The 12,902-nt window shown below is 63.3% G+C and carries 13 protein-coding genes; 7 read left to right on the forward strand and 6 right to left on the reverse strand.

The features are described from left to right. Positions 1 to 268: 268 nt before the first annotated feature. The gene (locus tag FJV77_RS16615) at positions 269 to 739 is read left to right on the forward strand and encodes a MarR family winged helix-turn-helix transcriptional regulator (RefSeq protein ID WP_142867867.1); all 471 of its coding nucleotides are present in this window, start codon (positions 269 to 271) and stop codon (positions 737 to 739) included. 114 nt (positions 740 to 853) lie between these two features. On the opposite strand, the gene FJV77_RS16620 is transcribed toward FJV77_RS16615, so the two are convergent. After that, entirely contained in the window at positions 854 to 1,717 is an 864-nt protein-coding gene (locus FJV77_RS16620) for an AraC family transcriptional regulator (protein ID WP_142867868.1), read from the reverse strand. Between the two features lie 46 nt (positions 1,718 to 1,763). On the opposite strand from FJV77_RS16620, the gene FJV77_RS16625 reads away from it, so the two are divergent. From FJV77_RS16625 to FJV77_RS16645, 5 genes are all read left to right on the forward strand, one after another. Further along, complete coding sequence (locus tag FJV77_RS16625; protein ID WP_142867869.1) at positions 1,764 to 2,171, forward strand: DUF2000 family protein; 408 nt, start codon at positions 1,764 to 1,766, stop codon at positions 2,169 to 2,171. 186 nt (positions 2,172 to 2,357) lie between these two features. Beyond that, on the forward strand, positions 2,358 to 3,242 hold the full coding sequence (locus tag FJV77_RS16630; RefSeq protein ID WP_185970350.1) for a DMT family transporter: 885 nt from the start codon (positions 2,358 to 2,360) through the stop codon (positions 3,240 to 3,242). Positions 3,243 to 3,307: 65 nt separating this feature from the next. Further along, positions 3,308 to 4,330: a LacI family DNA-binding transcriptional regulator gene (locus tag FJV77_RS16635; RefSeq protein ID WP_142867994.1), complete on the forward strand. Its 1,023-nt coding sequence runs from the start codon at positions 3,308 to 3,310 to the stop codon at positions 4,328 to 4,330. After that, a complete protein-coding gene (locus FJV77_RS16640) occupies positions 4,327 to 5,310 on the forward strand; it encodes a 2-hydroxyacid dehydrogenase (RefSeq protein ID WP_142867871.1) in 984 nt (327 codons plus the stop codon). Before FJV77_RS16635 ends, FJV77_RS16640 begins: the two co-directional genes overlap by 4 nt. A gap of 90 nt (positions 5,311 to 5,400) precedes the next feature. Next, positions 5,401 to 5,808, forward strand: a complete 408-nt coding sequence (locus tag FJV77_RS16645; RefSeq protein ID WP_142867872.1) for a hypothetical protein — start codon at positions 5,401 to 5,403, stop codon at positions 5,806 to 5,808. Between the two features lie 9 nt (positions 5,809 to 5,817). On the opposite strand, the gene FJV77_RS16650 is transcribed toward FJV77_RS16645, so the two are convergent. Next, positions 5,818 to 6,591, reverse strand: coding sequence for a gamma-glutamyl-gamma-aminobutyrate hydrolase family protein (locus tag FJV77_RS16650; protein ID WP_142867873.1), 774 nt, complete (start codon positions 6,589 to 6,591; stop codon positions 5,818 to 5,820). 297 nt (positions 6,592 to 6,888) lie between these two features. On the opposite strand from FJV77_RS16650, the gene FJV77_RS16655 reads away from it, so the two are divergent. Beyond that, on the forward strand, positions 6,889 to 7,998 hold the full coding sequence (locus tag FJV77_RS16655; protein WP_142867874.1) for a TRAP transporter substrate-binding protein: 1,110 nt from the start codon (positions 6,889 to 6,891) through the stop codon (positions 7,996 to 7,998). A 254-nt stretch (positions 7,999 to 8,252) separates the two neighbouring features. On the opposite strand, the gene FJV77_RS16665 is transcribed toward FJV77_RS16655, so the two are convergent. The 4 genes from FJV77_RS16665 to FJV77_RS16680 form a co-directional block, all read right to left on the reverse strand. Next, the gene (locus FJV77_RS16665; protein WP_142867876.1) at positions 8,253 to 9,281 is read right to left on the reverse strand and encodes a zinc-dependent alcohol dehydrogenase family protein; all 1,029 of its coding nucleotides are present in this window, start codon (positions 9,279 to 9,281) and stop codon (positions 8,253 to 8,255) included. 119 nt (positions 9,282 to 9,400) lie between these two features. Then, positions 9,401 to 11,179 (reverse strand): TRAP transporter large permease subunit, encoded by a 1,779-nt coding sequence (locus FJV77_RS16670; RefSeq protein ID WP_142867877.1) that lies wholly within the window; start codon positions 11,177 to 11,179, stop codon positions 9,401 to 9,403. Beyond that, positions 11,176 to 11,781 (reverse strand): TRAP transporter small permease subunit, encoded by a 606-nt coding sequence (locus FJV77_RS16675; protein ID WP_142867878.1) that lies wholly within the window; start codon positions 11,779 to 11,781, stop codon positions 11,176 to 11,178. The genes FJV77_RS16670 and FJV77_RS16675 overlap by 4 nt, the downstream gene beginning before the upstream one ends. A 198-nt stretch (positions 11,782 to 11,979) precedes the next feature. After that, complete coding sequence (locus FJV77_RS16680) at positions 11,980 to 12,885, reverse strand: branched-chain amino acid ABC transporter permease (protein WP_142867879.1); 906 nt, start codon at positions 12,883 to 12,885, stop codon at positions 11,980 to 11,982. Positions 12,886 to 12,902: the final 17 nt, after the last annotated feature.

Raw genomic sequence — 12,902 nt, forward strand, 5'->3', positions numbered from 1 at the left:
GTGTTAGCGATGCCGGCCATCCAACGTGTCGCCGGAAACGCCTCTTCGTTGACCCTGTGCGGACCGCGCCATCTCAAACCACTGCAATCGCCTTGGCGGAAACTCGTTTGTCATCTAACTGAAATAAACATCTGGCATCACCACGGTGGGCACCACAAATGCTTGCCGGCAAAGCTGTTTCGAAAGCCGGAATCTTTTTGATCGTCGATTGCCAACCGGCCGGCTGCGTCTATGCTGCACGCACCGGTACGGCCGAAGAGGGATCACCATGGCCAAGGCGGACAAGACTGCAACGATGAGCCGGCTGCATTCGGCGGCAAGGCTGGCAAGGACCGCGCTGGCGGCACGGCTTTTGGCGCATGGCTTTTATGCCGGCCAGGACCAGATCATGCTGACGCTCGACCGCGAGGACGGCCAGACGCCGGGCAACCTCGCCGGCCGCCTCGGCGTGCGCCCACCTACCATCACCAAGACCATCAACCGCTTGCAGGCGCAGGGTTTTCTGGAAAAGCGCGCCTCTTCTGCGGATGCCCGCCAGGCGCATATCTTCCTCACCGACACCGGCCGCGAAATCATCAACGCCATCGAGAAATCGGTGAAGAAGACGGAAAAGCAGGCGTTGAAGGGCCTCGACAAGAAAGAACAGAAGACGCTGTTCAAGCTGCTCGCCCGCATCGAAGCCAATCTGTCGAACGAGGAACTGGTGCTCGTCGACGACGACGGCGATATCGACGATTGATCTTCCTGACCTAAAGCGCGTCGCGCTGAAACGGATTCAAGCGACGCGCTTTAAGTCTTTGTTTTGATGCATGTCGTTGTCCCAGAACCGCAGCACACTTCTGGGCGACATGCATTAGGCCCCCGCCGAAGGGCCGCGCACCAGCGCCGACCAGCGGCCGGGCGTCAGGCCGAATGCTTTCTTGAAATGTCTGTTGAAATGGCTCTGATCGCTGAAGCCGGCGGCAGCGGCGATCTCGGCCAGCGGTTCCCCGACCACGATCATCCGCCTTGCCTTTTGCAGCCGGCGCATCAGCAGGAAACGATGCGGGCTGGTGGAATAGGTCGCGCGGAAATGGCGTGACAGCGCATAGCGGTCGAGCCCGGTGACAGCCTCCAGCTCGTCGGAACGGACGGGCCGCTCGGCATTCTCCTCGAGATAGTCGCGCGCCAGTGCCGCGGCGCGCCAGGCCGTCTTTCCCATCGGCTTTGCCGACTGTCCGGCATGACGCCTGAGATGCTGCGCCAGCTCCGCAACGAAATCGGCGACGAAAAGCCCGTCCAGTTCTTCGTCGAGCGGCGCCAAAGCCGATAGCAACGTGCCGCGCAAGGCGGCATCGCTCACCACCGCATCCCTGACGAAGGGCATCGGCGCGCCGTCGAGGCAGTCGAGCAGTAGCGACGGCTCCAGATAGAGGATCCGGTAGCGCAAGCCGTCCTCGGTGCCGGCGCCGCCATCGTGCATTTCGTCGGGATGCAGCACGATCACCTGGCCGGGCAGGCTGTGGTTCACGGCGCCCCGGTAGTGGAAGCGCTGCACACCGGAAAGCGTCACGCCGACGGCAAGCGTATCGTGGCGGTGCAGGTCGAAGGCATTGCCATGGAAATGCGCCTCGATGCGCTCGATGCCGGTGCTGCTGGGCGCCGAGACGATCCGGTCCTCGTCCGCGCACGAACGTTCAAGACCTTGTGCCGCCTCACCGTTTAGATCCTGCGCCATCGCCTATCCTGCCCTTTGCGGGCCAACTTCCGGAGTCCTCATTTTGGTGTTCGATACAAAATTTGCAATCGTGCTGAGGGACGATCTCGCGGGCTGGCAGAAGCTCAACGTCACCGCGTTCCTGACCAGCGGCATCGTCGCGCAATTTCCCGACATCATCGGCGAACCCTATCGCGACCGCGCCGGCAATGTCTTTAATCCGCTGTCGATCCAGCCGGTCATCGTGCTGTCGGCGGATGGCCCGACGCTCAATATGATCCATCACCGGGCACTGGAGCGCGGCGTGATGACTTCAGCCTATGTCGAGGAGATGTTCGCCACCGGCTTCGATGCGGCCAACCGCGCCGTCTTCGCCGAATTCGCTCCCGATGACGCCAAGATCGTCGGCACGGCGTTGCGCGCCGACAAGAAACTTGTCGACAAGATCACCAAGGGCGCCCGCATGCATGCCTAATTCGTAGGCAGTTGAGGCGCAGTGCGCTGAGCCTGTGCGCCGTGCCTGTTGTGCCAGTCGCTTTTGGCTTGCCGGGCGCAGGGGATTGCCGCAAAGGTTGAGTGTCGATCCTCCCCAGCCGGCCTGATAGTGAACGTTCCCGCAAAATCAGACGAAAGCGCAACGCCGCCCGCGGCGATGCTGTTCATGCTTTCGACCTATGTGTTTTTCACCTTCCTCGACACGTCGAGCAAATATCTGGTGCTGGCCGGCGTCTCGGCGTTGATCGTGGCCTGGGCGCGCTTCACCGTCCATGTCCTGCTTGTCGGCGTCTTTCTGCGCGGCTGGCGCGAGCCGTCGCGGTTCCGCGCCAACAATCTGTCGGCCCATATCCTGCGCGGCGGCCTGCTGTTCGGCTCGACCATGTGCAACGTCATGGCGCTCAAAACCCTGCAACTGGCCGAAACCACCTCGATCTATTTCTTCGGCCCGATGGTGATTACCGGGCTTGCCGGACCGCTGCTTGGCGAATGGGCGGGGTGGCGGCGCTGGCTGGCGATCCTGTCGGGCTTTGTCGGCGTGCTCGTCATCACAAGGCCCGGCGTTGGCGTTTTCGGCGTCGGCCATCTCTTCGCGCTCGGCTCGATGCTGTCGAACTCTTTTTACGTCATCATGACGCGACGCATGTCGGCCAGCGAAAGCTCCGAAAGCCTGATCCTGTTTTCGGCGCTGGCGCCGGCCATGCTGCTTTTGCCGACGCTGCCGTTCTCGCACGCGCTGCCGCAGGATGGCTGGCACTGGTTCATTCTGGTGATGCTGGGCGTGTTCGGCGCCGGCGGCCACTGGATGCTGGTGCAGGCCTACCGCCTGGCGACCACCACGGCGCTCGCCCCGTATCCCTATTCGCAGATGGTCTGGATGATCCTGTCCGGCTGGATCATCTTCCACCAGTTCCCCGACCGCTGGACGCTGGTGGGTGCCGCCATCATCGTCGCCAGCGGCCTCTACATCATCCATCGCGAGCACCGTCTGCGGCTGCGCAATCGAACGACTGTCGACGTCGAGGCGGAGGCGCTGGCGAAAAAACTTTGATTTGCTCCGAATCCGATGGCATAACGCCGCATTTAAAAAATTTAAAAAACTCGGGGAGCGAAGGGCTGGCACAAAAGATCAAGCTTTCGACGATCGCGGATGCGCTTGGCGTGTCCACGGCCACGGTCTCCCTCGCCTTGCGCGACAGCCCGCTGGTCGCCGGCGCCACGCGCGACCGCATCAAGGAACATGCGCGCGCCATCGGCTATATCTACAACCGCCGCGCTGCCTCACTGCGCACCTCGCGTTCGGGTATTGTCGGCGTCGTCGTCCATGACATCATGAACCCGTTCTTTGCCGAGATCCTGCGCTCGATCGAAAGCGAACTCGACCGCAGCCGGCAGACCTTCATCCTCTCCAACCATTACGACCAGCTGGAAAAGCAGCGCACCTTCATCGACACGCTGCTGCAGCTCGGCGCCGACGGCGTCATCATGTCGCCGGCCATCGGCACGCCGGCTTCCGACATCGTCATGGCCGAGGAAAACGGCCTGCCGGCGGTGCTGATCGCGCGCACCGTCGAAGGCGCCGACGTGCCGGTGTTCCGTGGCGACGATGCCTATGGCACGGCGCTGGCCACCAATCATCTGATCTCGCTCGGCCACAAGCGCATCGCCATGATCGGCGGCACCGACCAGACCTCGACCGGGCGCGACCGCTATCAGGGCTATCTCAACGCCATGGAAGCGGCGGGTCTCGAAGTCAGGCCGTCCTGGCGCATCGCCGGCCCTCGCACCAAGCAGGGCGGGTTCGAGGCGGCTGGACAGTTTTTGGCGCTGAAAGACAAGCCAACCGCCGCCTGCTGCTGGAATGATCTCGTCGCCATCGGGCTGATGAACGGCATTGCCCGCGCAGGCCTGGTGCCGGGCGCCGATATCTCGGTCACCGGCTATGACGATCTCGAGGAAGCGGCAATCGCGACACCGGCACTCACCACCGTCTGGAACGGCCAGCGCGAGGTCGGCCGCCGCGCCGCCAGCGCGCTGCTCGACAAGTTGAATGGACAGGCGGTACGGCCGTCGCAGGAACTGATCAAGCCGGAACTGCATGTGCGCCAGTCGACCGGCAAGCCGGTGGAGCGTGTATGACCAAGGCCGAACAATTGAACTCCGTCGCCGTTCTGGTGCCGGGGCATTTCAACGACCATGCGGTCGAGCGCATCGACCGCACCTTCAGACGGGTCAACATCGAACGCGCCGATCCCGCACTTGTCACCGACGAAATGCGCCGTGACGTGCGCGCCATTGCCTCCTTCGCCGGCGTCAATGCGGCATTGATGGATGCTTTGCCCAAGCTCGAACTCATCGCCTCCTTCGGTGTCGGCTATGATTCGGTGGATGCCGTTCACGCGGCCAAGAAAAACATCATGGTCACCAACACGCCCGATGTTCTGACCGAAGAGGTCGCCGACACCACGATCGGCCTTCTGCTCAACACCGTGCGTGAATTGTACACGGCCGAGAAATGGCTGCGCGACGGCAGCTGGGTGAAGAAGGGCAACTATCCGCTGAGCCGGCTGACCTTGCGCGGCCGCCATGTCGGCATTTTCGGCATGGGCCGCATCGGCCTGGCCATTGCGCGGAGGCTGGAAGCGTTCGGGCTGCCGGTCGCCTACCACAACCGGCGCAAGGTCGAAGGCCTCGCCTACCAGTACCACCCGACGCTGAAAGGCCTTGCCGAAGCGGTCGATACGCTGATTTCCGTGGTGCCGGGCGGTGCTTCCACCGAGAAGGCGGTCAATGCCGAAATCCTGGCGGCGCTTGGCGCCAATGGCGTGTTCGTCAACATCGGCCGCGGCAGCACGGTCGATGAGCCGGCTCTTGCGGCAGCCCTTGCCAACGGCGCCATCGCCGCCGCCGGGCTCGATGTCTTTGCCGACGAACCGAACGTGCCCAAGGCCTTGCTCGAAGCGCCCAACACCTCGCTGTTGCCGCATGTCGGTTCGGCCTCGCACCACACGCGCCGCGCCATGGCGGATCTGTGCGTCGACAATCTGGTGTCCTGGTTCAGCGAGCGCCGGCCGCTGACGCCGGTGCCGGAGACGGTGAATGTGAAGGCGGCCGGTTAACGCCGGGGCGCGACGGCCACATTCATTAACGTCAGCTTAACCCTTCGAAATGATTATTAATCCAATGCGTATGCGTGGATGAATACCAGAATGAAGACACTTTCCGTATTGACCGCCGCCGCAGCGCTGTTCGGCGGCGTTCAGCTGTTTCACGGTGGCGCTGGCCAAAGCGCTGCCGACGAGGTCACGCCATCCACCAGCTTCAGGCTGGTCGCCAATGGCGATGAAGGCGACTGCTCGGTCACCCGCGGCGCCGCGATCAACGATGGCCTGTCGCTGTTGACGGTGGCGCCGAATTGCCGCCGGCTGCTGCCCGGCATCGAGCGGGCGAAGTTCTGGCGCGAGGAGCAGGACGGCACGGTGGCTTTCAGCGCCGACGGCATCGACCCGATCGTCACCTTCTCGGTTGCCGACGGCGATGGCTACGAATCCTACGCGCCGGCCTCGCCGCTGCTGTCGTTGGCGACAACCGACAGTCCAGATCAATCCGGCAACTGATACGCTCGATTACTCGGCCGCAGCCCGCGCGCCGGCTTTCGCCGCCGCATGCAGGCGCACCGCATCGCCGAAAGCGCGGAAAATCTTGGCCGAGTTGCTGTCCGACTTGACCCAATATTCGGGATGCCACTGCACGCCGACGGCAAAGGCGCGGGCGTCCTTCACCGACACTGCCTCGACCGTGCCGTCGCCGGCGACAGCCTCGACCTGCAGTTTCGAGCCGAGTCGGTCGATCGCCTGGCGATGCAGAGAATTGACCTTGATGTCGCCGGCGCCGAACACGCCGGCCAGGCAGCTGCCGGGCTTGATCGAAATGGTCTGGTGAATGGCGAAACGTTCGTCCTGGTTGTCGCTCACCGGCGCGCGGTGATCGAACGAACCATCGCGCTCCTGGATCTCGGTGCCGAGCGTGCCGCCCAGCGCCACGTTCAACTCCTGGATGCCGCGGCAGATGGCGAGCAGCGGCACGCCGCGCTCGATCGCCTTGCGGATCAGCGGCAGCGTGGTGGAATCGCGCGCCGGATCGTAAGGGCCGTTGGCCTCGCTGGCGTCGCCGCCATAGAGCGAGGGATGCACGTTGGATTTCGAGCCGGTGACCATGACGCCGTCGACCGACGACAACAGCTCATCGAAATCGAGCCGGTCGCCGAAGGAGGGCACCAGCAGGGGGAACACGCCGGCGCCGGAAAGCGCCGCCTCGATATATTGCTGCGGGGCGGCATGCCAGGTGTAGTTGTCGAACTGACGGACGTCGGTCGAGATGGCGACGAGCGGCTGGTGCATTTTGGGTCCGGATTCCCTTTTGGCGCGAAGCGAATAGCTATTGTGCCTGTAAAATAGGCGATCCGAGGGCGCTTTTCCATGGCAAGTTTCGTTGTCTCGCATAGGCCACGCCATAAACGTTAGACTATAGTTGCAGGCCGGGCGCCAAGCCTGCGGATTTGTCGCCGGTGCCGCCGTCAAATCCCGCTGCCATGCTGGACTCGACCCCTTGCCCGTGTATTGTTTCGGCCAAACCGATACCGGGGCGTGCGGAGATGTCCCTGATATCGGTTTGTTGGTCCAATAGGGAGGAACTGCATGGATCGTCGTTCATTCATCCGCAAGGCAGGGGTCACCGGCGTCGGCGCCGCGGCGGCTGCCGCCACGCTTGCCGCGCCGGCAATCGCCCAGTCCAATCCGAAAGTGACGTGGCGGCTGGCGTCATCCTTCCCGAAATCGCTCGACACGATCTATGGCGGCGCGGAAGTCTTTTCCAAGATGCTGTCGGAGGCGACCGACGGCAATTTCCAGGTCCAGGTATTTGCCTCCGGCGAACTCGTGCCCGGCCTGCAGGCCGCCGACGCCACCACGGCCGGTACCGTCGAGGCCTGCCACACGGTGTCATACTATTACTGGGGCAAGGACCCGACATGGGCGCTGGGTGCGGCGGTGCCGTTCTCGCTCAACGCGCGTGGCATGAACGCCTGGCACTATCATGGCGGCGGCATCGACCTGTTCAACGAGTTTCTCGCCACGCAAGGCCTGTTCGGCCTGCCCGGCGGCAACACCGGCGTGCAGATGGGCGGCTGGTTCCGCAAGGAGATCAACACCGTCGCCGACCTTTCCGGCCTCAAGATGCGCATCGGTGGCTTTGCCGGCAAAGTTGTCTCGAAGCTCGGCGTCGTGCCGCAGCAGATCGCCGGTGGCGACATCTATCCGGCGCTGGAAAAGGGCACGATCGACGCCGCCGAATGGGTCGGCCCCTACGACGACGAGAAGCTCGGCTTCTACAAGGTCGCGCCCTACTACTACTATCCCGGCTGGTGGGAAGGCGGCCCGACCGTCCATCTCTTGTTCAACAAGGCGAAATACGAAGAACTTTCGCCGGCCTACAAGTCGCTGGTGCACACCGCCGCGCAGGCGGCAGACGCCAACATGCTGCAGAAATACGACTATCTCAATCCTGCAGCGGTGAAGCGGCTGGTGGCCGGCGGCGCGAAACTGCGCCCGTTCAGCCAGGACATCATGGCCGCCTGTTTCGAGAAGGCCAATGAAGTCTACGCCGAAATGGAAGCCAGCAACGCACCGTTCAAGAAGATCTGGGACTCGATCAAGGGCTTCCGCAAGGAGCACTATCTCTGGGCGCAGGTGGCCGAGTACAATTACGACACCTTCATGATGGTACAGCAGCGCAACGGCAAGCTGTAGGCGGGGATTAGCCCCTTCTCCCCGTCGCTATACGGGGAGAAGGTCCCGGCAGGGGGATGAGGGGCGGCGCAGGCTTCGGCGATTGATCGCCCTGGGCGTAAGGCGCGCCCCGAAATTATACCTTATCTTTCCAATCGTTTATGCTGCCCCTCACCTGCCTGCCGGCATCCTCTCCCCGTATAGTGACGGGGAGAGGGGCGCTGTCATCGCCGGTTTCGCCACTCGCCAACGTTGCAGGATGGAGGGCCGCACCTTCAACCCTTGCCCGGCACAACCAGCACCTTGACCTCACCTGGCGCGGCCGGATTGGCGATCACCGAGGGGGCTTCCTCCAGGCCGACCTGCCTCGATATGAGCTTGTCGATCTCGATTGCTCCGGACGCGACAAGGTCCGCCGCCCGCCTGTGGGTGAAGGGGTTGATGAACGAGCCAAGAACCTTCAGTTCGCGAAACAAGAGGTCGAACGGTTCGAAGGGCACCTTCATGCCTTGCGGCATCACGCCGACAATCACCACCGTACCGCCCGACTTCGCCAGCCGCATCGATTGTTCGACGGTATCGGGGACACCCGCGCATTCGAGCACCACGTCGACCCCACCGGGCACAAGGCCGGCTGGCCCAGTGATCGCCTCGATCGGATCAACGGTACTCGGATCGACCGTCGCCGTTGCGCCGAGCTCTTGCGCGAGCGCCCGGCGGGAGGCCTGCCGCGTCGACAGGATGATTGTCGACGCTCCTGCGAGCCTCACCAATTGCACGGTAAGCAGGCCGATAACGCCGCCGCCGAGCACCACCACCGATGCGCCGGGTCTGATGCCGGCGAGGTCGACAGCGTGCAGGCAGCACGCCAGTGGCTCGCAGAAGGCGCCATGGGTTGGCTTCAGGTTCGCAGGCAGAAGAAACGCCTGGCTCTGCGGCATCACGACATAGTCGGCGAAGCCACCGTCGCGATGGATGCCGATGGCCCTGAGATTGTTGCACAAATTGACGCGGCCCGCCCGGCAATGACTGCAGCGCCCGCAGGAGATGTTGGGATCGCCGGTGACGCGGTCGCCCACGGCGATGCCCGAAACCGCTTCTCCGACAGCCTCGACGATGCCGCAGAATTCGTGACCAAGTGTAACCGGCGGGCTCGAAGGGAATTCGCCGTGGAGGAGATGACGGTCGGTGCCGCAAACACCGCAAGCTTCGATGCGCACCAGAACATCCTGCGGTCCCGCAAGGGGCTTGTCCACTTCCCGCAGCGCAATGTTGCCCACGGCTTCCAGGCGCACAGCTCTCATGACGTCCTCACTCAGAGCAATTCCAGGAAAAGTGTAAGCGGTTTTCCGTCCGGAATTGCGTCAAAACAAAGAGATAGAGCGTTTCGCCGTTTCCGCTAAACGGCGAAACGCTCTAGCCATCAGTTAAAGTTCGGCGGCTGCGACAGGTCGGTCGCCGGCGCCGCCGGCTTGGCGGGCGGCGTCTCGCCGAAGTTCGGTGGCTGCGACAAATCGTTCGACGATGGCGCCGCGGGTGATGCGCCGCCGTCGGCTGGCGGGGGTGTGCCGAGAGGCGCAAGGCCCGGCATGTCCGGCAACTTGATCTCGATCGTGCCGGGGTCAACCGCCGCGCCCTTGTAGTGCATGACCATCTGCGGGAAGGCGATGGTCAGCCCGATCATGATCACCTGGATGCAGACGAACGGCACCGCGCCCCAATAGATCTGGCCGGTGGTGACCGGCGCGATCTGCTTGCCGGTCAGGCGGTCGAGATAGGGCACGCGGGCGGCGACCGAACGCAGGTAGAACAGCGCGAAGCCGAAGGGCGGGTGCATGAAGGAAGTCTGCATGTTGACGCCCAGAAGCACGCCGAACCAGATCAGGTCGATGCCGAGCTTGTCGGCGGCGGGCGCCAGCAGCGGCACGATGATGAAGGCAAGCTCGAAGAAGTCGAGGAAGAAGGCGAGCACGAAGACCAGTATGTTGACGCCGATCAGGAAGCCGACTTCGCCGCCCGGCAGCGACGTCAACAGATGTTCGACCCAGATGTGGCCGTTGACGCCGTAGAAGGTCAGCGAAAACACCCGCGCGCCGATCAGGATGAACAGCACGAAGGACGACAGGCGGGTCGTCGAGGTCAGCGCCTGCTTGATCACGTCCAGCGACAGCCGTCCCTTGGCCGCCGCCATGATCAGGGCGCCGACGGAGCCCATGGCGCCGCCTTCGGTCGGCGTGGCGATGCCGAGGAAGATGGTGCCCAGCACCAGGAAGATCAGCGCCAGCGGCGGGATCAGCACGATAACCACCTGCTGCGCCAGCCGGGACATCATGTTGACGTTCAACCGCTTGTCGGCGATTGCCACGATGTAGATGAAGAGCACGCCGACAGTGGCGCCGAGAATGTCGGCATTGTCGCCATGCGCCGGCTCAAGATAGCGGTAGGCGGCATAGGAGACGGCGACCGTCACCACCAGCGCCGCCAGCAGCGACAGCACGCCGTGGCCGAGCGTGCGGGCCTCCAGCGGCAGCGCCGGCATCATCTTCGGCCGGACGATCGACACGATCAGGATGTAAAGCGAGTAGAGGCCGGTCAGCACGAGACCGGGGATCAGTGCGCCGGCATACATGTCGCCGACCGAGCGGCCGAGCTGGTCGGCCAGCACGATCAGCACCAGCGATGGCGGGATGATCTGGGCGAGCGTGCCCGACGCGGCGATGACGCCTGAAGCCAGCCTGCGGTCATAGCCGTAGCGCAGCATGATCGGCAGCGAGATCAGCCCCATGGCGATGACCGATGCCGCCACCACGCCGGTGGTGGCGGCAAGCAGCGCGCCGACGAAGATCACGGCGTAGGCGAGGCCGCCGCGGACCGGCCCGAACAGCTGGCCGATCGTGTCGAGCAGGTCTTCGGCCATGCCGGATCGCTCGAGCACGAGGCCCATGAAGGTAAAGAACGGAATGGCCAGCAGCGTGTCGTTCGACATCACCCGGCTGCCGTAGAAATTGTCAGGCAGCGCGTGCAACAGCGGCCAGGCGAGATTGATCGAGCCGCCGGAATAGGGCGACAGCACGACGCCGATGAAGAAGAACAGCAGGCCGTTTGCGGCGAGCGAGAAAGCGACGGGATAGCCGATCAACAGGAAGATGATCAGCGAAGCGAACATGATCGGCGCCATGTTCTGGGCGATGAACTCGATCATGGGCGCGCCTCCTGGGCGAGCGCCTTGGCTTCCTCGGCGAGTGCCTTCGCCTCGAGTTCCGCCTGTTCATGCACCGATATGAATGGGTTGGGATCGTCCATGTCGCCGCGCATGATGGCGATCTTCTTGATGATCTCGGAAATGCCTTGCAGCGCCAGCAGGAAGAAGCCGACGAGCAGGATCGCCTTTGCTGGCCAGATGATCAGGCCGCCGGAATTGTTCGACATTTCGCCGCTGCGGAAGGACAGCGACACATAGGGGACGAAATAGATCACCATCAGCGTCACGAACGGCATCAGGAAGAAGATATGACCGAGAAGGTCGATCCAGTGCTGTATACGGCGTGAGAACATGCCGTAGACGATGTCGATGCGGATATGGTCGTTCTGCTTCAGCGTGTAGGCGGCGGCCAGCATGAAGGCGGCGCCGAACAGGTACCACTGCAGTTCCAGCCAGGCATTGGACGAGATGTCGAACATCTTGCGGATGACGGCATTGGCGGCGCTGACCAGGATTGCCAGGAGGATCAGCCACGATATCCATCTGCCGATGAACTCGTTCATACGGTCAATCGTTCTGGATAGAGCGAGCAGCCCTGCCATGCATTCCTCCCTTGTGCCGAAGGCGCGCCGGCTCCCCTTATTTTCCGTCGCGCCGCTGTGGCTCAACGGTATGCCGTGCGTGGTCCGGCGGGTCAACATGGCAGGGGCGCGATCAACGCCGTTGTGACTTGAGGCAGGGGATAAAGTGCCGGCCGGCTGCTGCGTCACGCAACCAAAGTCTGATGCCGGATGCGGCGATCAGGCGATCTTCTGCTGGTCGCGGCTGGGACCGATCAGCACGAGAGCTGCGACCAGGAACAGATACATCCAGCCATCGCGCCATTCGATCGGGAAATAGCCGGCCCATAACGACTCCGCCATGCCGAAGGCGGCCGCACCGAGCGCAGCCCGCGGCGGTGAGAGATAGCCGCCCACTGCCGTGACAAACAGGATTTTGAGCCCATAGACGAGGCCGGAGCCGAAGCTGACATTGCCGTAGTAAAGGCCGGCCATGACGCCGGCCAGCGCGGCGCAGAAACCGCTGAACAGCACCGCATGCCGGAACACCCTGCGCACATCCACACCGCACAAGGCTGCAGCGCGGGGATCGTCGGAGACGGCGCGCCAGCGGCGACCGAAACCCGAGCGGGCAAACGCCCATGCAGCGAGCATGATTGCCGCCAGAACAATCGCGCAGTCGATGAGCTGGATGAGAGTCAGCGTCGCCTTGAAGCTGGCGTCCTGAGCAAAAACAATGGGTTGCGCCAGCATTGGCGGCAGCCACCAGTCATGCGTATCGGCGGCAATGCGGCTTGCTTCCGACAGCACCAGCAGGATGCCGAGGGTCGTCACCACGATCGCATTGGGCGTTCGGTCGGCAAGCGGTTCGAAGACACTGCGCGACAGCACATGGCTGATCAGCGCGGCATAGAGGAAAGCGGTGACGACGCCGAGCACCACCGCCGCCAGCAAGGTCAGCCACAGCACCTGATAGCCGAAGGCCACGGTCAGGATCATCGTCTGGCCGCAAAAGGCGAACAGCGCGCCATAGGCGAGATTGGTCCGGTGCAGGATGCCGTTGGTCAGCACGTAGCCAAAGGCGAGCAGCGCATAGAGCGCGCCTGAATGCAGCCCGTTCAGCACCTGCTGGAAGAAATAGAGCATAGACAGCCTTCCGGGCG

Origin of the sequence: Mesorhizobium sp. WSM4306 (genome assembly GCF_007003975.1) — a bacterium.
In the GTDB taxonomy this organism is placed as follows: Bacteria; Pseudomonadota; Alphaproteobacteria; order Rhizobiales; family Rhizobiaceae; genus Mesorhizobium.

What these genes read in the sequence shown, in the direction of transcription:
- FJV77_RS16615 (WP_142867867.1), top strand. Translation starts at nt 269, where the DNA reads ATGGCCAAGGCGGACAAGACTGCAACGATGAGCCGGCTGCATTCGGCG.
- FJV77_RS16620 (WP_142867868.1), bottom strand. Translation starts at nt 1,717, where the DNA reads ATGGCGCAGGATCTAAACGGTGAGGCGGCACAAGGTCTTGAACGTTCG.
- FJV77_RS16630 (WP_185970350.1), top strand. Translation starts at nt 2,358, where the DNA reads ATGCTTTCGACCTATGTGTTTTTCACCTTCCTCGACACGTCGAGCAAA.
- FJV77_RS16640 (WP_142867871.1), top strand. Translation starts at nt 4,327, where the DNA reads ATGACCAAGGCCGAACAATTGAACTCCGTCGCCGTTCTGGTGCCGGGG.
- FJV77_RS16645 (WP_142867872.1), top strand. Translation starts at nt 5,401, where the DNA reads ATGAAGACACTTTCCGTATTGACCGCCGCCGCAGCGCTGTTCGGCGGC.
- FJV77_RS16650 (WP_142867873.1), bottom strand. Translation starts at nt 6,591, where the DNA reads ATGCACCAGCCGCTCGTCGCCATCTCGACCGACGTCCGTCAGTTCGAC.
- FJV77_RS16655 (WP_142867874.1), top strand. Translation starts at nt 6,889, where the DNA reads ATGGATCGTCGTTCATTCATCCGCAAGGCAGGGGTCACCGGCGTCGGC.
- FJV77_RS16665 (WP_142867876.1), bottom strand. Translation starts at nt 9,281, where the DNA reads ATGAGAGCTGTGCGCCTGGAAGCCGTGGGCAACATTGCGCTGCGGGAA.
- FJV77_RS16670 (WP_142867877.1), bottom strand. Translation starts at nt 11,179, where the DNA reads ATGATCGAGTTCATCGCCCAGAACATGGCGCCGATCATGTTCGCTTCG.
- FJV77_RS16675 (WP_142867878.1), bottom strand. Translation starts at nt 11,781, where the DNA reads ATGGCAGGGCTGCTCGCTCTATCCAGAACGATTGACCGTATGAACGAG.
- FJV77_RS16680 (WP_142867879.1), bottom strand. Translation starts at nt 12,885, where the DNA reads ATGCTCTATTTCTTCCAGCAGGTGCTGAACGGGCTGCATTCAGGCGCG.